The 22,425-nt window shown below is 64.3% G+C and carries 20 protein-coding genes; 15 read left to right on the plus strand and 5 right to left on the minus strand.

From position 1 onward, the window contains the following. Nucleotides 1–95: 95 nt before the first annotated feature. Complete coding sequence (locus VSX77_RS12670; protein ID WP_338424971.1) at nucleotides 96–968, minus strand: carbon-nitrogen hydrolase family protein; 873 nt, start codon at nucleotides 966–968, stop codon at nucleotides 96–98. A gap of 82 nt (nucleotides 969–1,050) precedes the next feature. Between VSX77_RS12670 and VSX77_RS12675 the strand changes: the two genes are divergently transcribed. Further along, the gene (locus VSX77_RS12675) at nucleotides 1,051–3,981 is read left to right on the plus strand and encodes a M16 family metallopeptidase (RefSeq protein WP_338424972.1); all 2,931 of its coding nucleotides are present in this window, start codon (nucleotides 1,051–1,053) and stop codon (nucleotides 3,979–3,981) included. 19 nt (nucleotides 3,982–4,000) lie between these two features. Here VSX77_RS12675 and VSX77_RS12680 read toward each other — a convergent pair whose 3' ends face one another. Together VSX77_RS12680 and VSX77_RS12685 are read right to left on the minus strand one after the other, a co-directional pair. After that, complete coding sequence (locus VSX77_RS12680; RefSeq protein WP_338424973.1) at nucleotides 4,001–5,791, minus strand: cation:proton antiporter; 1,791 nt, start codon at nucleotides 5,789–5,791, stop codon at nucleotides 4,001–4,003. Nucleotides 5,792–5,855: 64 nt separating this feature from the next. Beyond that, nucleotides 5,856–7,070 (minus strand): NADP-dependent isocitrate dehydrogenase, encoded by a 1,215-nt coding sequence (locus tag VSX77_RS12685; RefSeq protein ID WP_338424974.1) that lies wholly within the window; start codon nucleotides 7,068–7,070, stop codon nucleotides 5,856–5,858. 164 nt (nucleotides 7,071–7,234) lie between these two features. On the opposite strand from VSX77_RS12685, the gene VSX77_RS12690 reads away from it, so the two are divergent. Then, on the plus strand, nucleotides 7,235–7,969 hold the full coding sequence (locus tag VSX77_RS12690) for a phosphatidylserine decarboxylase (RefSeq protein ID WP_338424975.1): 735 nt from the start codon (nucleotides 7,235–7,237) through the stop codon (nucleotides 7,967–7,969). Between the two features lies 1 nt (nucleotide 7,970). After that, the gene (locus VSX77_RS12695) at nucleotides 7,971–8,744 is read left to right on the plus strand and encodes a CDP-alcohol phosphatidyltransferase family protein (protein ID WP_338424976.1); all 774 of its coding nucleotides are present in this window, start codon (nucleotides 7,971–7,973) and stop codon (nucleotides 8,742–8,744) included. On the opposite strand, the gene VSX77_RS12700 is transcribed toward VSX77_RS12695, so the two are convergent. Then, the gene (locus VSX77_RS12700; protein ID WP_338424977.1) at nucleotides 8,728–8,988 is read right to left on the minus strand and encodes a hypothetical protein; all 261 of its coding nucleotides are present in this window, start codon (nucleotides 8,986–8,988) and stop codon (nucleotides 8,728–8,730) included. The genes VSX77_RS12695 and VSX77_RS12700 overlap by 17 nt on opposite strands. Before the next feature lie 304 nt (nucleotides 8,989–9,292). Here VSX77_RS12700 and rpsB point away from each other — a divergent pair, with 304 nt between their 5' ends. The 12 genes from rpsB to rpmE all read left to right on the plus strand — a co-directional run bounded on the left by rpsB (nucleotide 9,293) and on the right by rpmE (nucleotide 20,812). Beyond that, nucleotides 9,293–10,123 (plus strand): 30S ribosomal protein S2, encoded by an 831-nt coding sequence (rpsB, locus tag VSX77_RS12705; RefSeq protein ID WP_338424978.1) that lies wholly within the window; start codon nucleotides 9,293–9,295, stop codon nucleotides 10,121–10,123. A 132-nt stretch (nucleotides 10,124–10,255) separates the two neighbouring features. Continuing rightward, nucleotides 10,256–11,182 carry a translation elongation factor Ts gene (gene tsf, locus VSX77_RS12710; RefSeq protein WP_338424979.1) on the plus strand — a complete coding sequence of 309 codons (927 nt, stop codon included), beginning with the start codon at nucleotides 10,256–10,258 and terminating at the stop codon, nucleotides 11,180–11,182. A gap of 114 nt (nucleotides 11,183–11,296) precedes the next feature. Continuing rightward, on the plus strand, nucleotides 11,297–12,019 hold the full coding sequence (pyrH, locus tag VSX77_RS12715; protein ID WP_338424980.1) for a UMP kinase: 723 nt from the start codon (nucleotides 11,297–11,299) through the stop codon (nucleotides 12,017–12,019). Between the two features lie 142 nt (nucleotides 12,020–12,161). Next, on the plus strand, nucleotides 12,162–12,716 hold the full coding sequence (frr, locus tag VSX77_RS12720) for a ribosome recycling factor (protein ID WP_338424981.1): 555 nt from the start codon (nucleotides 12,162–12,164) through the stop codon (nucleotides 12,714–12,716). A 117-nt stretch (nucleotides 12,717–12,833) separates the two neighbouring features. Continuing rightward, entirely contained in the window at nucleotides 12,834–13,520 is a 687-nt protein-coding gene (gene uppS / locus VSX77_RS12725; RefSeq protein ID WP_338424982.1) for a polyprenyl diphosphate synthase, read from the plus strand. Between the two features lie 15 nt (nucleotides 13,521–13,535). Next, nucleotides 13,536–14,195 carry a phosphatidate cytidylyltransferase gene (locus VSX77_RS12730; RefSeq protein ID WP_338424983.1) on the plus strand — a complete coding sequence of 220 codons (660 nt, stop codon included), beginning with the start codon at nucleotides 13,536–13,538 and terminating at the stop codon, nucleotides 14,193–14,195. 1 nt (nucleotide 14,196) lies between these two features. After that, entirely contained in the window at nucleotides 14,197–15,360 is a 1,164-nt protein-coding gene (locus VSX77_RS12735; RefSeq protein WP_338424984.1) for a 1-deoxy-D-xylulose-5-phosphate reductoisomerase, read from the plus strand. Then, complete coding sequence (gene rseP, locus VSX77_RS12740) at nucleotides 15,353–16,486, plus strand: RIP metalloprotease RseP (protein WP_338427268.1); 1,134 nt, start codon at nucleotides 15,353–15,355, stop codon at nucleotides 16,484–16,486. The genes VSX77_RS12735 and rseP overlap by 8 nt, the downstream gene beginning before the upstream one ends. Nucleotides 16,487–16,556: 70 nt before the next feature. After that, nucleotides 16,557–19,253, plus strand: a complete 2,697-nt coding sequence (bamA, locus tag VSX77_RS12745) for an outer membrane protein assembly factor BamA (protein WP_338424985.1) — start codon at nucleotides 16,557–16,559, stop codon at nucleotides 19,251–19,253. Further along, on the plus strand, nucleotides 19,253–19,945 hold the full coding sequence (locus tag VSX77_RS12750) for an OmpH family outer membrane protein (protein WP_338424986.1): 693 nt from the start codon (nucleotides 19,253–19,255) through the stop codon (nucleotides 19,943–19,945). The genes bamA and VSX77_RS12750 overlap by 1 nt, the downstream gene beginning before the upstream one ends. A 5-nt stretch (nucleotides 19,946–19,950) precedes the next feature. Next, nucleotides 19,951–20,433: a 3-hydroxyacyl-ACP dehydratase FabZ gene (gene fabZ, locus VSX77_RS12755; protein ID WP_338424987.1), complete on the plus strand. Its 483-nt coding sequence runs from the start codon at nucleotides 19,951–19,953 to the stop codon at nucleotides 20,431–20,433. A 151-nt stretch (nucleotides 20,434–20,584) separates the two neighbouring features. Continuing rightward, nucleotides 20,585–20,812 (plus strand): 50S ribosomal protein L31, encoded by a 228-nt coding sequence (rpmE, locus tag VSX77_RS12760; RefSeq protein ID WP_095383345.1) that lies wholly within the window; start codon nucleotides 20,585–20,587, stop codon nucleotides 20,810–20,812. Nucleotides 20,813–20,855: 43 nt separating this feature from the next. On the opposite strand, the gene VSX77_RS12765 is transcribed toward rpmE, so the two are convergent. Beyond that, nucleotides 20,856–22,328: a glycerol kinase gene (locus VSX77_RS12765; RefSeq protein WP_338424988.1), complete on the minus strand. Its 1,473-nt coding sequence runs from the start codon at nucleotides 22,326–22,328 to the stop codon at nucleotides 20,856–20,858. Nucleotides 22,329–22,425: the final 97 nt, after the last annotated feature.

Raw genomic sequence — 22,425 nt, forward strand, 5'->3', positions numbered from 1 at the left:
GATCGGCAAGCCTTAAATATGAACCGTTCGCCCTGAGCTTGTCGAAGGGCCGTTCTTTCTTTTGGCGCCGCAGCGAAAAGGTTTGACGCGTTTGCCTAAAGGTCGATGCGGCGGATCGCGCGCGACCGGCTCAGCGGAACCGCCGTCCGCGCCTTTTCGACCGCGGCGGCCTCGATCGGTACGATCGTCAGCGCATAACCCTTCTCGTTCGCTTCATCCGTCCGTGCGGCATCGGCCAAGACCGCGCCCCAAGGATCGACCGCGAGACTGTGGCCGTAGGTCGCGCGGCCGTCGGCGTGCTGGCCGCACTGCGCCGCGGCGACGATATGGCATCCCGTTTCGATCGCGCGCGCGCGCAGCAGAACGTGCCAATGCGCCTCGCCCGTCGGAACGGTGAAGGCAGCGGGGACCGCGATCAGCGTCGCGCCCCTGTCAACCAGCGCGCGATAGAGTTCGGGAAAGCGCAGATCGTAACAGATGCTGAGCCCCAGCGTCCCGAGCGGAGTCTCGACGACGCTCAAGGCGTCGCCTCCGGCGTAGGCCGCCGATTCCTGCCAGTTCTCTCCCGATGGCAACTGCACGTCAAACATATGAATCTTGTCGTACCGCGCACGGATGCTGCCGTCGGCGGCGATGACATGGCTGCGGTTGACGCGCCGTTCGCCATCGTCGGCCAGCAGCGGCATCGAGCCCGTGTGCAGCCATAAGCCGTGACGTTGCGCCATCTCCTGCAGCTGCTGCGGCCACGGGCTTTGTGCTTCGGCCGCGATGTGCGTAGCCGACCGCGCGCGATCGCGGTCGAGCAAAAGCGACATTTCGGGCAGGAAGACCATCGCCGCGCCATGTGCGGCCGCTTCGGCCATCGCGCGGTCGATCACCGCCAGATTTGCCGCGGGATCGATACCGCTGGTCATTTGAACCAGCGCGGCGAGCGGGGCAGGGGGCGGATCTTCGGTCAAGCCGGTCATGGGCCCTGGCTAATCCCTCGCTTCGCTGCCGACAAGCGACAGTTCAGTGGCCAGCAAGGTTCGAAGGCGATAAGATGGAGAAATGTCCTTGCTCTCCGCGCGCCAGCCGCTTCATTTTGCCCGTTCCCTGCTCACCGGTGCCGTCGCTGCGCTGCTGCTGACGCCGCTCACCGCGAGCGGACAAGCGGGGACACCGGTCGATGCGCAGGGCCAGGCGAAGAACAGCGACTGGCTTTATGTCGGCAGCGATATTCCGCGCGATACCGCGTGGCAGTTCGGCGTCCTCCCTAATGGCGTGCGTTATGCGGTGCGCAATAATGGCGTGCCTCCGGGGCAGGTATCGATCCGCGTGCGAATGGATGTCGGCTCGATGTTCGAAACCGAGGAAGAACGCGGCTACGCGCATTTGCTCGAACATCTGACCTTCCGCGGGTCCGAACATATTCCCGACGGCGAGGCGAAGCGCATCTGGCAACGTTTCGGCGTAACCTTCGGCAGCGACTCCAATGCTCAGACGACGCCGACGCAGACGGTCTACCAACTCGACCTGCCCAGCGTGACGCCCGCGAACCTCGACGAAAGCATGAAGTTGCTCGCCGGTATGGTGCGCGAACCGCGAATCTCGGAACTGGCGGTTGCGGCCGAACGCGGCGTTGTGACGGCCGAGCTGCGCGAATCCGACGGGCCGCAGAAACGCATCGCCGACGCAACCAATGCGCATCTATTCGCCCGGCAACTGCTCGGCGACCGCTCGCCGATCGGCACCACAGCCTCGCTCGGCAAGGCGAGCGCGACGTCGGTCGGCGCCTTTCATACACGCTGGTATCGGCCGGAACGCGCCGTGGTCGTAATCGTAGGCGATGGCGATCCCGCGACGTTTGCGCAGCTCATCGCCAAATATTATGGCGACTGGAAAGCCGAGGGCCCCAATCCCGCCGATCCCGACTTTGGCAAGCCCGATCCAAAGGCGCCAGCCGCGCGCGAGATTGTCGAACCGAACCAGCCGCTCGCGCTGACGCTCGCCATGGTTCGGCCGTGGAAAAAGCGCATCGACACGGTCGAAAATACGCGGCGGCTGTACCTGGAATTTATCGCCCAAGCGCTCGTCAACCGCCGGCTCGAAAACCGCGCGCGCGCGGGCGGCAGCTATCTCGTCGCGACCGTCGAACAGCAATATGTCAGCCGCAGCGCCGACGTCACGGCGACGTCGATCGTTCCCCTGAGCGACTGGAAGGCCGCGCTCGCCGATGTGCGCGGCGTGATCGCCGACGCCGTGAGCAAGCCGCCGTCGCAGGCGGACATCGACCGCGAAGCGAACGAGATCGAGGCTTTTCTGGTGAAAGAGCTGGAAAATGCGCGCAACGAACCCGGCGCACGGCTCGCCGACGACATGGTGCGCGCGGTTGACATCCACGAGGTCGTGACCAGCCCGCAGGGACAGGTCGATATGTTCAAGGCGATCCGCGCTTCGGCCACGCCGCAGGTGATGATGGAGATCAGCCGCGCCATCTTCTCTGCACCGGTCACGCGCGTCGTGCTGACGACGCCAACGTCGGCGGGTGGAAACGCGGCGGTGCTCGCCGCGCTCAAGGCGCCGGTCGCCGCGCGCGACGAGCGGCTCGCGGCGGTCGACGCCGATTTCAAGCAGCTGCCTTCGCTCGGCAAGCCCGGCACGATCGTCGCGGCGGCGCCGCTGCCGGGGCTGCGTGCCGAGCGGATCGAGCTGTCGAACGGTGTTACCGCGCTCGTCTCGAACAACAAGGTTGAACCGGGCAAGGTGCGCGTCAATCTGCGTTTCGGCACCGGGAACCGCAGTGTCGCGGCCGATGCGCCGAACCTCTTGTGGACCGGTGACTATGCGCTCGTCGCGAGCGGCATCGGTCCGTGGGGACAGAATGCGATCGACCAGCTGACCAATGGGCGGCAGATCCAGATGAATTTCGCGATCGACGACGACGCCTTCGAGCTTTCGGCCGAAAGTCGCCCCACCGATCTTGCGGACCAGCTCCGGCTGATGGCGGCCAAACTTGCGCTGCCGCGCTGGGACGCGGCGCCCGTCGAGCGGCTGCGGATCGGCTATCTGACGGGATATGAGCTCAACGATGCGACCCCCAATGCAGTGCTCGACCGCCATCTGCGCGGCTGGCTGACGGGCAATGACGCGCGCTGGGCGGCGCCCGACAAGGCGGCGATTGAGGCGTTGACGCCCGCGGCTTTCCGCGCCTTCTGGGAACCGCGGCTTGCCAGCGGGCCAGTCGAGGTGCAGATTTTCGGCGACCTTGAATCGGTCGATTACCGGAAAATCCTGACCGAAACGCTGGGCGCCCTCCCACCGCGCACGACGCTCGCGCCCCCCGGCGGCCAGCGTGTCGATTTTGCGCGTCCGTCGCCCGAACCCGAAATCGCCTATCATCGCGGCGAGCGCGGTCAGGCGGCGGCGATGACCGCCTGGCCGACCGGCGGGGGCCTTGCAAATCCGCGCGACGCGCGCGCGCTCGACGTGTTGGCAGCGATCTTCAACGACCGCCTGTTCGATCGACTACGTGCGGAACAGGGCGCCAGCTACGGCCCCGTCGTCGACAGCCACTGGCCCACGGGCTTCGACAGCGGCGGCTACCTGCTCGTCGGCAGCTTGCTCGCGCCAAAGGACATCGACCGCTTTTACGGCATCGCGCGGGACATCGCCGCCGACCTTGTCGCGCAGCCGGTGAGCGCCGACGAGCTGGCGCGCAATGCTGGCCCGATCCGCGAACAGGTCGCGCGCGCATCGACGGGCAACGTCTATTGGATGTTCCTGCTCGAAGGGGCGACACGCGATCCGCGCGTCACCGCGGCCGCGCTCTCGATCCAGGACGACATCTCGACCGTGACCGCGGCCGATGTGCAGCGGCTCGCTCGCCAATATCTGACGCCCGATCGCCAATGGTCGCTGGCGATTCTGCCCAATGGCATGACGCTGGCCGATGCGTCGGCACTGAACAGCGCGCCGGTGTCGGTGGTGGGGGGACGCTAAGACCGCGTGTGTCGTAAAGTCAGCTTGCGTCGCCGCCTGGCGTCCGCACGATCGATCGCAGTTTGCGAATGCGCGGCTCTTGTTCCAGCTTGCCCTTGGTCTTGATGTCGTGGCGCATCCGGGCCCGAACGTCGTGGATCGACGCGATGACCGGCCCCATTGCGACGCCCAGATCGATCAGCACGGCTTCGGCAAGTTGCAGCGAGCTTTCGAGGGTTTCGGGCACCGCGTCGCTCGCGCCTGCCTGATAGAGTGCGGCGGCGTGGTCGGCGTCGCGCGCGCGGCTGATGATCGGCAGATCGGGGAATTTCTTTCGCAGCTGCTTGGTCATCCGCAGCTGCTGGACCGGATCGTCCATCGTCAGCACGATCGCCCGGGCATTTTCGATCCCCAGCTTGTCGAGACTGCCCGGTCGCGCCACGTCAGCAAAATGTACAAGGAAGCCGTCGCGCCGCGCGGACGCCACAGTGTCGATGTCGGCATCGACCGCGACGTAAGGCCGGCCGTGTTCGCGCAGCAGTTCGGCGACGGTATGGCCGACACGTCCGAAACCAACAATGATAGTCCGGTCTTCGGGCGTTTCTTCCTCTTGAGCGTCGCCGCTGCGCATCTCGATTCGCCGTGCCATATCGTGGCCGACCCGCGCGAGCAGCGGGGTGATCGTCAGACCGATCGCCGTGACGAGCTGCCAGAATTCGGCGGTGTCGCTGCTGATGAGCTGTGCCTGCAGCGCTGTGGCCAGTACGATCAAGGTGGTTTCGGACGGGCTGGCCATCAGCAGACCAACCTCGGCAGCGGTGCCGCGACGCGCGAACCCCGAAAAGCGCAGCAGTGCAGCGGTGACGATCGCCTTGATCACGATCACGCCGACGACCGCCAGGATCAGTTCGGGCCATTGATCGGCGATCTTTCGCAGGTTCAGCCCCATACCGACGCTGATCAGGAAGACGCCGAGTGCGAGGCCCTTGAACGGCGCGGTGATCGCTTCGACCTCGCCATGATATTCGGTTTCTGCGATCATCAGGCCCGCCAGCAGAGCGCCGACGATCGGCGACAGGCCCACCGCTGCCGTTGCCAACGCCGCGACGATCACCACCAGCAGGCTGGCAGCGAGGAAGAGTTCGGGATCTTTGGCGCGCGCGGCCTGAGCGAAGATGCGCGGAAGCAGGAACCAGCCGCCGATTGCCAGCGCCGCGATTACTGCGGCGCCCTGCCACAGCGTCGCGATCATCAATTCTGTGCTGTCGCCGGCCGGGTTCGGCGCAAAGGCGCCAAGGATGAAGATGATCGGCACGATCGCCAGATCTTCGAACAGCAGCATCGAAAAGGACGCGCGACCCACTGCCGACTTGGTACCGGCGATCGGCAGCACCAGCGCCGTCGATGACAGCGCCAGCGCGATGCCGAGGCCGAAAGCGGCAGGCGTCGCATAATCGGTGAACAGCATCAACGCGCCGCCAAGGATCGCACCGCCGAACAGCAGTTCGGCGGCACCAATGCCGAACACCAGTTTCCTCAACTGCCACAGGCGGCGGAACGACAGCTCGAGCCCTATCGAGAAAAGCAGCAGAATGATACCAAATTCGGCGAACAGGGCAATGTCCCCGGTCGATCCGATCGTGACGTGTCGCAGCCACGGATAGTCAGCGGCAAGGGCGCCCAGCCCCGATGGCCCCACGAGCATCCCCACGAGGATGAAGCCGATGACCGGTGGCAGGCGAAAGCGTGCGAAGGCGGGGATCACAATGCCCGCCGCGCCGAGCACCACCAGCGCGTTGCCGATGGCCGAGGTTTCTGTTTCCGATACCATAAGGGCCGACCTTATGCAGGCCGGCCCCGATTGGCTAGATGGCTATCTCAAGTAAATCGCTTACTTAAGCACCCATCTTCTGATCCAGATTTTCGACGATAGCCTCGAAAAAGCCCTCAGTGGTCAGCCAATTCTGATCGGGCCCGATCAGCAGCGCCAAATCCTTCGTCATCTTGCCGCTTTCGACCGTCGCGACGCAGACCTTTTCCAGATCGTCAGCGAATTTGACCAGCGCCGCATTGTCGTCGAGTTTGCCGCGATGCTTCAGCCCTCCGGTCCAGGCAAAGATCGAAGCGATCGGATTGGTCGACGTCGCCTTGCCCTGCTGATGCATACGGTAATGGCGCGTGACGGTGCCGTGCGCGGCTTCGGATTCGACCGTCTGGCCGTCGGGGGTCATCAGCACGCTGGTCATCAGCCCAAGCGAGCCGAAGCCCTGCGCCACCGTGTCCGATTGAACGTCGCCGTCGTAATTCTTGCACGCCCAGACGAATTTGCCCGACCATTTGAGCGCCGAGGCAACCATGTCGTCGATAAGGCGGTGTTCGTAGACGATGCCAAGCGCGTCGAATTGCGTCTTGAATTCTGCCTGGAACACTTCTTCAAAGATGTCCTTGAAGCGGCCGTCATAGGCTTTGAGAATCGTGTTCTTCGTCGACAGATACACGGGCCATTCGCGCGCGAGGCCGTAATTCAGGCTGGCGCGCGCGAAGTCGCGGATCGAATCGTCGAGGTTGTACATGCCCATCGCGACGCCTGACGAGGGGAACTGGAACACCTCCTCGTCGATCAGCGTGCCGTCCTCGCCTTCGAATACAAGGCGCAGCTTGCCGGGGCCGGGGACGCGGAAGTCGGTCGCCTTATACTGATCACCGAATGCGTGGCGGCCGACGACGATCGGGTCGGTCCAGCCGGGGACGAGGCGGGGCACATTCTTCATCACGATCGGCTCGCGAAACACGACGCCGCCCAGAATGTTGCGGATCGTGCCATTCGGCGACTTCCACATCTTCTTGAGGCCGAACTCCTCGACGCGGGCTTCGTCGGGGGTGATCGTCGCGCATTTGACGCCGACGCCATATTTCTTGATCGCGTTCGCCGCCTCGACAGTGATCTTGTCGTCGGTACGGTCGCGTTCCTCGATGCCGAGGTCGTAATAATGGAGGTCGATGTCGAGATAGGGCAGGATCAGTCGTTCGCGGATCCATTGCCAGATGATCCGGGTCATTTCGTCGCCGTCGAGTTCGACGACCGGGTTGGCTACCTTGATCTTGCCCATGCGCTTCAGCCTTTATCCTTGGGGAGTCGGAGTTGCAGCGGGCCTTAGGCAAAGCAGGGCGATTGATCAACCGCCGCAACGCACGCAGGGTATGGCGGCTGTAAGCAACGATGTCGGTGCCTTATCCATTGTCACTACGGACGCTCCCCCCTAGAAGAACGGCCATGTCGAACATCATATCCTCGAACCGGCCCGGCGGCGGCATCAAATGGCAATGGCCCTCGATCCATCCCGAGGGCCGTAAGTTCCTGCTGATCGCCGGCATCGTAACCCTTTGCTTCTGGCTATTGGGATGGGAAATCCTTGGCTGGCTTATGCTCGGTGTGACGATCTGGATCGGAACTTTTTTCCGCGATCCGGTTCGCGTGACGCCGGTGGGCGGCGAGATGATTGTCGCGCCCGCTGACGGTTTGGTCACCCAGATCGCCGAAGTTCCGCCACCGCCCGAAATTGCCGGGCCCGACGGGCTGGGAAGCGCGCCGATGTTGCGGGTTTCGATTTTCATGAGTGTCTTTGACGTACACATTAACCGCACGCCGGTTGCGGGTACGCTGCGCAAACTCGTCTATATTCCCGGCAAGTTCGTGAACGCCGACCTCGACAAGGCCAGCGAAGAGAATGAGCGCCAGCATTTCGTCGTCGAGCGCGCCGACGGGGTGCGCATTGGCTTTACCCAGATTGCGGGCCTCGTCGCGCGGCGCATCATGCCGTTCGTGTCGACAGGAAGTGAACTCGCGACGGGACAGCGCGTCGGCCTGATCCGTTTTGGCAGCCGCGTCGATGTCTATCTGCCCGCGGGCACCACGCCGCAGGTGCTGCTCGGCCAGCGCACGCTGGCGGGCGAGACGATCGTTGCGCGGATCGGCACCGCCGGGACGATCGAAGGCGTCGGGCAATAAGGTGGCGGACGCGGACCAGTCTCCCGCCCACACCGCCGGGCGCCGCATCGGCGGGCTCAGCCTGCGCGCTTTTGCGCCGAACGCAATCACCGCCCTCGCGCTCTGTTTCGGCCTGACCGGCGTTCGTTTTGCAATCGGCGAGGAATGGGAAAAGGCGCTTGCCGCGGTCATCTTTGCCGGGGTGCTCGACGGCATGGACGGACGCATCGCGCGGCTGCTGCGCGCGCAGAGCAAATTTGGTGCCGAACTGGATTCGTTGTCGGACGTGATCGCGTTCGGTGTTGCGCCGGCGATGATCCTGTTTCTCTGGTCGCTGGAAGAAGCGCCGAAATTCGGCTGGACCGCCGCGCTCGCGCTTGCGGTGTGCTGCGCGCTGCGTCTCGCACGCTTCAATTCGAGGATGGATGCAGATTTTCAGCCGCATAAATCGGCCGGATTCAATACGGGCATTCCGGCGCCGGCCGGGGCGGGATTGGCTTTTGTCCCGGTTTATCTGTGGCTCGTCACCGGCGACGATCTGTTCCGCCAATGGTTTTTCGTGATGCCGTGGGCTCTCGCGATCGCGATGCTGATGATCTCGGCGCTCCCGACCTATAGTTGGGCGTCGATCCGTTTGCGTCGATCATGGCGCCTTTTCGCGCTGGCCGGCGTGGGATTGCTTGGCACCGCGCTGGTGACGGCGCCGTGGCTCACACTGCTTGCGATTTCCGCAATCTATGCAGCGACGCTTCCGTTCGGCCTCGCCAGCTACGCGAAGGTCAGGCGGCGCGGCTGACGACCAGCTGCGCCTGAAGCGAGGGACCAGCAGCGCGCAGGACAGGACGCCGTCCATCCGCGCGGCGCAGCGTCATCCGCCGCGGCGGCGGTCCGGCCCGGGTGGAGGCCGCGTCGGGGAAGGCGCCTTCGCCCAGCAGCGCCGACAGGATCGCATTCTCGTTATTTCGGAGCATCGCGAGAATGACCGTTACGCCCAGCCCGGCGGCGAGGGCGAAGAGGAGAGCAGCTGCGACCTGAACCATGACCTTGTCCTTTCGGCTTCTCTGAAACCCGCGTTTCAGCGACTATTTCTTCGAAGCTTTGTTCCATGTTCCTGTTTTGTTCTCAATTGATTTGCGACGAACGGAGTCGCTTTTTCGGCAAGTGGAACAGCGCGCCGGGCCTCGCCGACGAAGAAATCAGGCGCAAACCGCTTGCTTTTGGCGGCGGCGCCCGCTAACGGCCCGCGCATTCCACATGGAAGGCGCACATAAACCGGTGCCGGGATCCGTCGCTTGCGACCCCCGGTTCTTGCTTTCCAGAGGACCAACCGGAAGGAGAAAGACCATGGCGGCACCCGTCGTCACGATGCAGAATCTTATCGAGGCTGGAGCCCACTTCGGCCACCAGACCCACCGCTGGAACCCGCGCATGAAGCCGTATATCTTCGGCGCGCGCAACGGCATCCACATCCTCGACCTGTCGCAGACCGTACCGCTCTTTGCGCGCGCGCTGGACTTCATCGCTTCGACCTCGGCCGCCGGCGGCAAGGTGCTTTTCGTCGGCACCAAGCGCCAGGCGCAGGGCCCGATCGCCGATGCGGCCCGCGCTTCGGGTCAGCATTTCGTCAATCACCGCTGGCTGGGCGGCATGCTCACCAACTGGAAGACGATTTCGAACTCGATCAAGCGTCTCAAGACGCTTGAGGAACAGCTTTCGGGCGACACCTCGGGCCTCACCAAGAAGGAAGTGCTCAACCGCACCCGCGAACGCGACAAGCTCGAAATGAGCCTTGGCGGCATCCGCGACATGGGTGGCATTCCGGACGTGATGTTCGTGATCGACGCGAACAAGGAAGAGCTGGCGATCAAGGAAGCCAATGTTCTTGGTATCCCCGTCGTCGCGATTCTCGATTCGAACGTCTCGCCTGACGGCATCGCCTTCCCGGTTCCCGCGAACGACGACGCCGCGCGCGCCATTCGTCTTTACTGCGATGCGGTTGCCCAGGCGGCAACGCGGGGCGGCCAGCAGGCCCGCGCCGATCGTGGCGAAGATCTGGGCGCGGCGGTCGAACCTGTTGCCGAACCGGCGCTGGTCGAAGAAGCCGCTCCGGTAACCGAAGACGAACAGGTTCCCGCCGAAGCGGCAGCCGAAACCGAACGTCAGAGCGACGCATAAGCGCGTCTGAATGACGGGGCGGCGCGGCATCGATCCGGCGCCGTCCCTGTCATCCTTTTGACTTATCCCGCCGCCATGCGCGCGGCGGATCGCAGGCCACCCAGCGCCTGCCCCTTATGAAAGGAATATCCGATGGCTGAAATCACGGCCGCCCTCGTCAAGGAACTGCGCGATCGCACCGGCGCAGGCATGATGGACTGTAAAAAGGCGCTCGCCGAAAACAACGGCGATATCGAAGCGTCGATCGACTGGCTGCGCACCAAGGGCCTTGCCGCCGCCGCCAAGAAGGCGGGCCGCGTCGCCGCCGAAGGCCTGGTCGGTTTCGCAGCCGACGGCACCAAGGGCGCGCTCGTCGAAGTGAACAGCGAAACCGATTTCGTCGGCAAGAATGAGCAGTTCCAGGCGTTCGTCCGCGACGTGACGCAGGTCGCACTCGCCGAAGGCATCACCGACATCGACGCGCTCGGCGCCGCAGCCTATCCGACCGGCGGCACTGTTGCCGAACAATTGACCAGCAATATCGCGACGATCGGCGAAAACCAGTCGCTGCGCCGCGCCGCCGTGCTGACGGTGAACTCTGGCGCCGTGACCGGCTATGTCCACAATGCGGTCGCACCCGGCATGGGCAAGATCGGCGTGCTCGTCGCGCTCGAATCGAGCGCCGGTGCCGATGTGCTCGAACCGCTCGGCAAGCAGCTGGCGATGCACGTTGCCGCCGCAAACCCGCTGGCGCTGAACGGCGACGACCTCGACGCCGACCTGGTAGCGCGCGAACGCGCGATCGCCGAGGAAAAGGCCGCCCAGTCGGGCAAGCCCGCCGACATCGTCGCCAAGATGGTCGACGGGTCGATCGCCAAGTTCCGCAAGGAAAACGCGCTCTTGTCGCAGCTGTTCGTGATGGACGGCAAGACCCCGGTCGCCGAAGTCGTCGCTGCTGCCGGCAAGGATGTCGGCGCAGCCATCACGCTCAAGGGCTTCGTCCGCTTCCAGCTCGGTGAAGGTATCGAGAAGGAAGAAAGCGATTTCGCGGCGGAAGTCGCGGCTGCCGCTGGCGTCTAAAAGAGAAGATACGGATTGCCGCGCCGGTCGCGGCAGTCCGCTTGGCAATGGCGCGTGCCCGCTCTAGGGTGCGCGCCATTCGCTTATATCGAGTTTGCAAGAGGTTCCCCGATCATGGCATTGCCCGGCCTGAAACGCATATTGCTGAAACTGTCCGGCGAGGCGCTGATGGGCTCCAGCGCGTTCGGCATCGACCCCGAAACGGTGGCGAGCATGGCGGCCGAGGTGAAGGCCGCGAAGGATCGCGGGCTGGAAATCTGCCTCGTCATCGGCGGCGGCAATATCTTTCGCGGCATGGCGGGCGCTGCCAAGGGCATGGACCGCGCGCAGGCCGATTATATGGGCATGCTCGCGACGGTGATGAACGCGCTCGCGATGCAGAATGCGCTCGAGCAGCTTGGCGTCGAGACGCGCGTCCAGTCGGCTATCGAGATGGACAAGGTGTGCGAACCGGTGATCCGCCGCCGCGCCGAGCGCCATATGGAAAAGGGCCGCGTGGTGATCTTTGCCGCAGGGGTCGGCGCGCCTTATTTCACCACCGACAGCGGCGCTGCGCTGCGTGCGGCCGAGATGAAGTGTGACGCGCTGCTGAAGGGTACCAGCGTCGATGGCGTCTACAACGCCGATCCCAAGCAGGATCACAGCGCGGTGCGCTATGATCGGCTGAGTTATGACCGCGTGCTCGCGGACAATCTGAAGGTCATGGACGCGAGCGCGGTTGCACTGTGCCGCGACAATCATATCCCGATCGTGGTGTTCAACATTCGCGAACCCGGCAATCTGGCGCGCGTGCTGGCGGGCGAGGGTGTCTCGACCGTCGTCGGCGACGCGGCATGATGGATTTTATGATGCAAACTTTGGTTTTCCATACCCCGTTCGCGTCGAGCGAAGTCGAGACGCCCATAAGGCGCGTGCTACCCATGGGCATCTCGACTTCGCTCGATGCGAACGGGTGTGGGGAATAGAGAGGAAAAGACAGATGGCGAAATATGACAAGGCCGACCTTGAACGCCGGATGCACGGCGCGGTCGAATCGCTGAAGAGCGACCTTGCGGGGCTGCGCACCGGCCGCGCGCACACCGCGCTGCTCGATCCCGTGACGGTCGAGGTGTATGGCAGCCACATGCCGCTCAACCAAGTCGCATCGGTGAGCGCCCCCGAACCGCGGATGCTGTCGGTGCAGGTGTGGGACAAGTCGAACGTTGGCCCGGTCGACAAGGCGATCCGTTCGGCGGGGCTGGGCCTCAACCCGATCGTCGATGGCCAGATGCTGCGCCTGCCGATCCCCGAAATGACGCAGGAACGCCGCAAGGAATTGTCGAAGCTCGCCGGTCAATATGCCGAAAAAGCGCGCGTTGCGGTCCGCAACGTCCGCCGCGACGGGATGGACAATCTGAAGGCAGACGAGAACAAGAAGGAAATCAGCGAGGACGAGCGCAAGCGCGCCGAGACCGAGGTGCAGAAACTGACCGACGCCACGATCGCCGAAATCGATGCCGCGGCGAGCGCGAAGGAAAAGGAAATCCTGGGCTAGTGCTTTTGGACATCATCCTCTCTTCCGTTCGTGTCGAGCGAAGTCGAGACACGCTGCGTTCGCGCTCGGCCTCGCGTGTCTCGACTTCGCTCGACACGAACGGGGTTTGAGGTTGTTGTGACGACAGCGAACCACGGCGCGCGCCACGTCGCCATTATCATGGACGGCAACGGCCGCTGGGCGAAAAAACGGCTGCTGCCGCGCGTCGCCGGGCACAAGGCGGGGGTCGAGGCGGTGCGGACGATCGTGCGCGCGGCAGGCGATCTGGGGCTGGAGGCGATGACGCTTTATGCCTTCAGTTCGGAAAACTGGAAACGGCCCGAGGAAGAGGTCAATGACCTGATGGGGCTGATGAAGCGCTTCATCCTCTCGGACCTCGACGAATTTGCCGCCAATGACGTAAAATTGAAGGTGATCGGCAACTGGCGCGCGCTCGCACCCGATGTCGTAGCGCTGATCGACGATGCGCTCGACCGGACGTCGGGCAACAGGCGCACGACGCTGGCCGTCGCGCTTAACTATGGCGCGCAGGACGAACTGGTGCGCGCGGCGAATGCTGCCGCGGCACTGGGCGAAATCACCGCCGAGACAATCGAGGCGAACCTCGATACCGCCGACATGCCGCCGCTCGACCTGCTCATCCGCACATCGGGCGAGGTGCGGCTGTCGAATTTCCTGCTGTGGCAGTCGGCCTATGCCGAGCTGTATTTCACCGACAAGCTGTGGCCGGACTTCACACCGGCTGACCTCAAGGCGGCGCTCGATCAATTTGCACGGCGCGATCGCCGTTACGGGGGGCTTTAAGGCATGGCGGCAGCGATGAAATCGGACCTTTGGGTGCGGGTCGGATCGGCGATCATATTGTTTGCGATCGCGGGGACTGCGCTATGGTTCGGCGGCATTGCGTTCGGGCTGCTGCTGCTCGTCGGCGGTGCGCTGGTCCTTGTCGAATGGCTGGCACTGGTGCGCGCGATGGCAATCGGTGGCGGGACAAAAGCGGCGCTGATGATCCTCGGCCCGGTGCTTATCCTCGGCGCGGCCGCGGGCCTTTGGTTCGTTCGCGACCAGCTCGGCATGACCGCGGCGCTCTGGGTCTTCGGGATGGTCTGGGCGACGGACATCGGCGCTTATTTCGCCGGACGGTCCTTCGGCGGTGCGCGCCTCGCGCCGACGATCAGTCCGTCGAAAACCTGGTCGGGTCTGTTCGGCGGCATGGTCGCGGCGTTGATCGCCAGCGCGACGATCGGCGACCGCGCGGGGATCGTCGGGGTGCCGCTGTGGATCGGCCTGTTCATGGGGTTGCTCGCACAGCTGGGCGACCTTGGCCAAAGCTGGATGAAGCGCCGCGCGGGGGTGAAGGATTCGGGCAAGCTAATCCCCGGCCACGGCGGCCTGTTCGACCGCGTCGACGGTTTGCTGCCCGTGGCGCTGCTGATCGGTGCACTGGCGTTCGCGGGCCAGATTACGGTGCGCGGCTGAGATGACGCGCTGCCTCTCCCTTTTTGGCGCCACGGGGTCGGTCGGGCAGTCGACGCTCGACCTCGTCCGCCGCGATGGCGAGGCGTGGCGCGTCGGGGTGCTGACGGCCAATTGCGACGTCAAGGAACTGGCGCGGCTCGCGATCGAATTTCGCCCCGATGTCGCGGTGGTCGCCGATGAGACCTGTCACGACGATCTCAAGGCCGCCCTGGCGGGGTCGGGGATCGAATCCGCGGCAGGGGCCGATGCGCTCGTCGAAGCGGCCGAGCGGCCCACCGACCTTGTCATGGCGGCGATCGTCGGCACCGCGGGGCTGGCGCCGACCATGGCGGCGCTGGCGGCGGGGCACGATGTCGCGCTCGCCAACAAGGAAGCGCTGGTGTCGGCGGGCGAGCTGATGACCGCAGCGGCGAAGGCGTCGGGCGCGACGATTCTGCCGGTCGACAGCGAGCATAATGCGATCTTCCAATGCCTCGCGGGCGGGCGGATCGATCAGGTGCGGCGGATTATCCTGACCGCGAGCGGCGGGCCGTTCCGCACGATGAGCGCCGAGGATATGGCCGCAGTTACCCCTGCGCAGGCGGTCGCGCATCCCAATTGGTCGATGGGTGCCAAGATCAGCGTCGATTCGGCAACGATGATGAACAAGGGCCTCGAACTGATTGAGGCGCATCATCTTTTCCCCGTCGGGCTCGACCGCATCGAGATCCTCGTGCATCCGCAATCGGTGATCCACAGCCTCGTTGAATATATAGACTGCTCGACATTGGCGCAGCTCGGCTCGCCCGACATGCGCATCCCGATTGCGTCGGCGCTGGCGTGGCCGCAGCGAATGGCGACGCCGTGCGCGCCGCTCGACCTCGCGGCCATCGCGCGGCTCGATTTCGAAACGCCCGACGAGGAGCGCTTTCCCGCGACGGCGCTCTGCCGCGCGGCGATCGCTGCGGGCGGCGCGCGCCCCGCGCAGCTCAACGCCGCGAACGAGGTGGCGGTCGCTGCCTTCCTCGCAGGCCGCATATCCTTCCCGGCGATCGTCGATACGGTACGCCGGGTGATCGATGCGGAAGCGCCAGCGGTGCCTGCATCGCTTCAGGACATATTCAGCGTCGATGTCGCATCGCGCGCGGCTGCGCTGCGCTTTGTGGAACAACATGAACATGCTTGAAACCCCGGGCTTCGGCTTCACCATTCTTGCGTTTCTGCTCGTCCTCGGCCCGCTCGTGTTCGTCCACGAATATGGTCATTATATCGTCGGGCGTTGGTGCGGGGTGAAAGCGGATACGTTTTCGATCGGGTTCGGGCGCAAGATCATCGGCTGGACCGACAAGCGCGGCACCGAATGGAAGATCGGCTGGCTGCCGCTGGGCGGTTATGTCCAGTTCGCGGGCGACCGCGACGCCGTCAGCCAGCCCGATGCCGAGTGGCAGACCTTGCCCGCCGAAGAACGATCGCACACCTTTCCCGCGCAGCCGGTGTGGAAACGCGCCTTGATCGTCGCCGCGGGGCCGGTCACCAATTTCCTGTTCGCGATCCTGATCCTCGCGGGCTTCGCGTGGGTCGGCGGCAAGGTCGTGACCCCGCCGGTCGCGGGCGCGATCGAGGTGGGATCGGCCGCAGACGCCGCCGGATTGCGCGCGGGCGACCGGATCGTGTCGATCGACGGCCGGACGATCGCGACCTTTGCCGACATTCCGATGGCGGTCGCGCACCGCCCCGGCGAGGTGATGCAGCTGCGCGTGCGGCGCGAAGGGAGCGAGCGGACGGTGGCGCTCGCGCCCCGGCTGGTTACCGAGAAGGATCCGTTCGGCAAGGAATATGAACGCGCGATCATCGGCCTGGCGCCGCAGGCGCCGCAGCTCGAACCGGTGTCGATCCTCGAAGCGCCCGCTGTCGGGCTGCACCAGACCTGGCAGATCGTTCGCCAGACCGGGGAGGTGCTGGCGCAGTTTCTTACCGGCCGCCGCTCGATCAAGGATATGAACGGCCCGGTCAAGATTGCCGAGATTTCGGGGCAGGCCGCGACGCTGGGGATCGCGTCGCTCATATTCTTCATCGCGCTCATTTCCATCAATCTGGGGTTCATCAACCTGTTGCCATTGCCCATGCTCGATGGCGGTCATTTGCTTTTTTATGCCTATGAAGCGATCCGGCGGCGGCCGGCGCCGCTTCGCGTGCAGGAATGGGCGTTCCGCTTCGGCTTTGCAGCGGTCGTGACGCTGATGCTGGTCGTGACTTTCAACGATTTGGGCTCTTTGGGGCTGTGGGACGGGATCGCGCGCTTGATTGGCTAGCGAGTCTGGGGCAGGGAGTGCGCGCAAGCCCGCGGTCAGGCGGGTTTGTCGTTTTTGAGTATTTTTCGGGATGAACGGCGTGGCTTCACACAAAATCTTGGGCCGGACACAGCTTTCGGCGGCTCTTCTGGCCGGTACCATGCTTGCGACGCCGCTGATGGCGCAGGATGTCGCGCCGCCAACGGTCCCGGCACCGACCGTTCCCGCGCCCGCGGCCGAAGCGACTCCGGCCGCGACGACGATCCAGTCGATCACCGTCACCGGCAACCAGCGGCTCGAGGCGCAGACGATTCTCTCCTATCTGCGGCTGCGGGTCGGTCAGACCTATGACCGCGCGGTGCTCGACCAGGCGCTGAAGGATCTTGCCGCGACCGAGTTGTTCAAGGATTTCCAGATCACCGACAACAACGGCGCGCTGCAGATCGAGGTGACCGAAAACCCGGTGATCAACCGCGTGATTCTGGAGGGGAACAAGCGGCTGAAGGAAGACAAGATCCGGCCCGAGATCAAGCTGGCGCCGCGGCAGATCTTCACGCGTTCCAAGGTTCGCGCTGACGTCGCGCGCATCATCGAGCTGTACAAGCGGCAGGGCCGCTTTGCCGCGACGGTCGAGCCCAAGATGGTCTCGCTCGACCAGAACCGCGTCGACGTGGTGTTCGAAATTAACGAAGGGCCGAAGTCGAAGGTCCGCCAGATCAACATCATCGGCAACGAACAGTTCAGCGATGGCGATCTCAAGGACGAGATGGCGACCAAGGAAACGGGTCTGCTGACGATCCTGTCGTCGAATACAAGCTATGACCCAGACCGCCTCGCCTATGACCAGCAGAAGCTGCGGCTGTTCTACCTGACCAACGGCTATGCCGATTTCAGGGTGATTTCGGCGGTGGCGGAGCTGACGAGCAACAAGCAGGACTTCATCATCACCTATGTCGTCGAGGAGGGCGAGCGCTACAAGTTCGGCGACATCAATGTCGAAAGCGAGCTGCGCGATTTCCAGCCGGAAATGCTGAAGCGCCTGCTGCCGATGAAGACCGGCGACTGGTACGACGCCAAGCAGGTCGAGGATACGGTCGAAAGCCTGAGCGAGACCGCGGGCCTGTTCGGCTATGCCTTTGCTGACATCAACCCCGAGTTCCGCCGCAATCCCGAAGACCGGACGATGGCGATCACTTTCAACGTCGCCGAAAGCCCGCGCACCTATGTCGAGCGCATCGACGTCAACGGAAACACGCTGACCCATGACAAGGTGGTGCGCCGCGAGTTCCGCCTGAACGAAGGCGACGCATTCAACAGCTTCGGCGTCAAGCGCACCGAGAACCGCATCAACAGCCTCGGTTATTTCCAGGAAAATCTGGAGATCGAGCGAAAGGAAGGCAGCGCGCCCGATCGCATCATTCTGGAGACCAATGTCGAGGAAAAACCGACGGGCGAACTGTCGCTGTCGGCGGGTTTCTCGTCGATCGAAAATTTCCTTCTCCAGGGGTCGATCCGCCAGCGCAATTTCCGCGGCCTCGGCCAGCAGTTGCAGGCGTCGGTCAATTATTCGAGCTATTCGAAATCGATCGAGCTCGGCTTCACCGAGCCCTATCTGTTCGACCGCAACATCTCGGTCGGCGGCAGCGTCTATCGCCGCGACCTCAATTCGTTCAACTTCATCGACAATGATCGCCGCACGACCTTCGAGCAGGTGACGACCGGCTTCCAGCTCAACGCCGGCGTGCCGCTTACCGAATTCCTGTCTTTCTTCGGCCGTTACAGCCTCAACTTCGACGATGTGACACTCGACCGGTCGCTTTATTATTTCGGGGACGAATGCGACCCGCTCGTCGCCGGCCGCTATCTCTGCGACGCGATCGGCAAGCGCACCACCTCCCTTGTCGGCTTCACCCTTGCTTACGACGACCGTGACAACCGGATCCGTCCGACGCGCGGCCAGTCGGCGTCGATCAGCCAGGATTTTGCAGGCCTTGGCGGCAGCGTCAAATATGTCCGCACGCGCGTCGCAGCGTCGAAGCACTTCAACCTCGGTAGCCGGTTCATCCTCAATATCTCGGCCGAGGGCGGCTATATCTATCCGTTCGGCGACGCCCCGACACCAACCAGTGACAAGGTCCGCCTGGTCGACCGGTTCCAGCTGGGCGAGCCGCAGATGCGCGGTTTCGACATTCGCGGCATCGGCCCGCGCGTGATCCGCTATTCGGTGGACTATGATCCGGCCAATCCGGTGATCGATACCAGCAACGACAATCGCGGGCAGATCGACGACGCGCTTGGCGGGCGTGCCTATTATCAGGGACGGATCGAGGTCGACATTCCGCTCGGCACCGGTGCCAAGGAGCTCGGCCTGCGGCCGTCGATCTTCCTTGATGTCGGGTCGGTGTTCAGCGTGAGACGCCCGACGCTGACAACGCTTAACGATTTCAGGGAAACCGATCCGAATGCGCCCGGTTTCGGTCTTTATAAATTCCTGTGTCGTAATGCGACCACGGGCGAAAGCCAGTTCGCCAACGAAACCACGACGACATCAAACGGCGTGACCACGGGCACCGGGCAATATACGACCTGTCCCAGCGGCTTTTCGGCGCTCGCACCGTTCGAGGAACGCTTCTTTGGCGATAGCTGGATGCCGCGCGTCGCGATCGGCGCCGGGGTCAACTGGAACTCGCCTTTCGGTCCCTTCCGGATCGATTTCGCTTACGCCCTTCGCAAAGAAGAGGGCGATGATACCAAACGCTTCTCATTCAACGTAGGAACCCAATTCTGATGAAAAAACTTCTCGCCGCTTCCGCGCTGGCGATCGCCACGCTGTCGGTCTCGCCCATCCTGTCGGCTCCCGCCATCGCGCAGGCGAAGGGCGTCGCTGTTGCCGACGTGCGCGTCGCCGCCGCGCGGTCGAACGCATTCCGCACTGCCTCGCAGCAGATCGAAACGACCTACAAGGCGCAGATCGACCAGCAGCAGTCGCGTGGCCAGACGCTGCAGGCCGAAATCAACGTGCTGATCGCGAAATATAACGAAGAAGCGCGCAAATCGCCGCAGAACCAGGCCGCGCTCCAGGCCGCCGCCAAGGCGGTCCAGGACAAGCGCCAGGCAGCGCAGCAGGAACTGGGTCAGATCAGCGCGCCGATCGACCTCGCCATCGCCTATGTCGAGGACCAGATCAGCGTCCGCATGAACGAGGCGATCAAGGCGGCGATGACCGCGCGAAAGGTCGACCTGCTGCTCAATCCCGATGCCGTCCTTGCGCGCGAAAACAATGTCGACATTACCGACGCGGTGGTCGCCGAAATCAACCGCATTCTGCCGAGCGTATCGACCGCGGTCCCGGCCGGCTATCAGCCCGGCCAGCTCGTCCAGCAGCGCAATCAGCAGCTGATCGACGCCGCGCGCGCTGCACAGCCGGGCGCGACGCCCGCCGCTCCGGCGCCGACCGGTACCGCGCCGACGACCCGCTAAGCCCGATGACGGCCGGGGAGGACAGCGCAAGCGAGGCCATGGGTCCGGCGGACATTCGCCGGATTCTGGGGCTGCTGCCGCATCGTTATCCGATGCTGCTCGTCGACCGGGTGGTTTCGATGGTCAGGGACCAGTCGATCTACGCGGTCAAGGCGGTGACAATGAACGAGCCCTTTTTTCAGGGCCATTTCCCCGGCCGGCCGATCATGCCCGGCGTCCTCATCGTCGAGGCGCTGGCGCAGGCGGGCGGCGTGCTTGCGATCGAATCGCTCGGTCTGGCCGGAAGCGGCAAACTCGTCTATTTCATGGGCATCGACGGCGTGAAGTTCCGGAAACCGGTCGAACCCGGCCATCTCCTCGGCCTTCACGTCACCATCCTTCAGGCGAAGCGGAATATCTGCAAGTTCGAAGGCCGCGCGCTGCTGGACGGGCAGCTGGCGACCGAATGCCAGTTCACCGCAATGATCGCCGATCCGCCGGCGGACTGATCCTTTCCTTCATCCCGGCCTTCGCCAGGATGACGATGTTGGGGCGGGTGTTGCATTTCCGGCCATTGCCCAGTAAGGGCGCCGCTTCGCGTCCCCGGACGCACCGACTCAAGCTGCTGGTCGGAAACCAGCGGCGCAGGAGCCAAGAGACATGAAAAAAGACATTCACCCCGACTATCACATGATCACGGTCAAGATGACCGATGGCACCGAATATCAGACGCGCTCGACCTGGGGCAGCGAAGGCGACGTGATGACGCTCGAAATCGACCCGACCGCCCACCCGGCATGGACCGGCGGTCAGGGCCGTATGCTCGATGCGGGCGGCCAGGTTGCCAAGTTCAACAAGCGTTTCGGCGGGCTTACCCTCAAGCGTTGAGGCTTATGATCCTCCCCATCGCTTCGCGACAGGGAGGATGGCCCTACTCCAAAACCTTCGCAAGCGCGCTTTGCCAGCCGGCAAGGCGCGTTTTGCGTTTGGCCGCATCCAGCGCGGGTGTGAAGCGCGTCGCAGTGCCGCGCATCGCCTGCGCCGCGCTCGCGAGATCGGGATAAAGCCCCGCGCCCGTTGCGGCGAGCATTGCTGCGCCCAGCGCGGTGCTCTCCACGAAATCGGGCCGCTCGACGGTCAGGTCTAGCATGTCGGCGAGATCCTGCGCCATCCAGTCGTTCGCCGCCATGCCGCCGTCGATGCGCAGTTCGGCCCAATCGACACCGTCCGCGGCGAACGCGGATTTCAGGTCATGCGCCTGATAGGCCTGCGCCTCCAGCGCCGCGCGCGCGACGTGAGCCCTGGTGCTCGCAAAACTCAGGCCGGAGAGCGCCCCGAGCGCATCGGGCCGCCAGTGCGGCGCGCCCAGCCCGGTGAGGGCAGGGACCAGATACACACCGCCATTGTCCGCAACCGACCGCGCCAGCCCCTCGCTCTCGCCCGCATTGGCGAGCAGGCCGAGCCCATCGCGCAGCCATTTGATGAGACTGCCCGCAACGAACACCGATCCTTCGAGCGCATAGGAGCGCACATCGCCCTCCTGCACCAGCACCGTCGCGAGCAGGCGATTCGATGAGTGCGGCCGCGCGGTCCCGCTCGCCGACAGGACGAAGGCGCCAGTGCCGAAGGTCGCCTTGGTCTGTCCGGGCGCGTGGCACGCCTGTCCGATCGTCGCCGCCTGCTGATCGCCTGCCATGCCGCAAATCGGGATCGAACCACCGAACAGCTCGGGGTCGGTCGTCCCGACGCTGGTCGTGCATCCTGTGATTTCGGGGAGCAGTGCCAAGGGGACGCCCAGCAGGTCGCACAGCCCCGCGTCCCAACCGCCCGCTCCATTGATGTCCATGAGTGACGTGCGCGACGCATTGGTCGCATCGCTGACATGCACCCCGCGGGTCAGGCGATAGACCAGATAGGATTCGATCGTCCCCACCGCGAGCCGCTCGCCCGCTTCGCGCAGTTGCGGCCAGTGCTTCAGCGCCCAGCCGATCTTGCTCCCCGAAAAATACGGGTCGAGGAGCAGCCCGGATTTCGCCTGCACGGCGGCTTCGTGTCCGGCCTCTTTCAGTTCGGCGCAGTCAGCGGCGGTGCGCCGGTCCTGCCACACGATTGCGGGCGCCAGCGGTTCGCCGGTCGTGCGGTCCCAAAACACCACGGTTTCACGCTGGTTGGTAATCCCGATCGCTGCGATCCGGTCCGCGCCCCCGGCTTTATCGATCATCGCGCGGGTGCAGGCGAGCGTGGCTTGCCAAATTTCGGCAGCGTCATGTTCGACCAGCCCGGGGGCAGGGTAATGCTGGCGAATTTCGCGCTGCGCGCTCCCCAGTGGCGTCCCGTCGGCGGCGAACAGCATCGTACGGGTCGAGGTCGTGCCCTCGTCGATAACGATGATCTTCTCTGGCATACGCGCCCTCTTCTCCGTTCGCCCTGAGCTTGTCGAAGGGCCGTTCTTCCTGCGTCGCACGGCAAATAGCAGGGCGGTGCTTTGACAAGCTCAGCAC

This window comes from Sphingopyxis sp. TUF1, from assembly GCF_036687315.1.
Classification (GTDB): Bacteria; Pseudomonadota; Alphaproteobacteria; order Sphingomonadales; family Sphingomonadaceae; genus Sphingopyxis; species Sphingopyxis kveilinensis.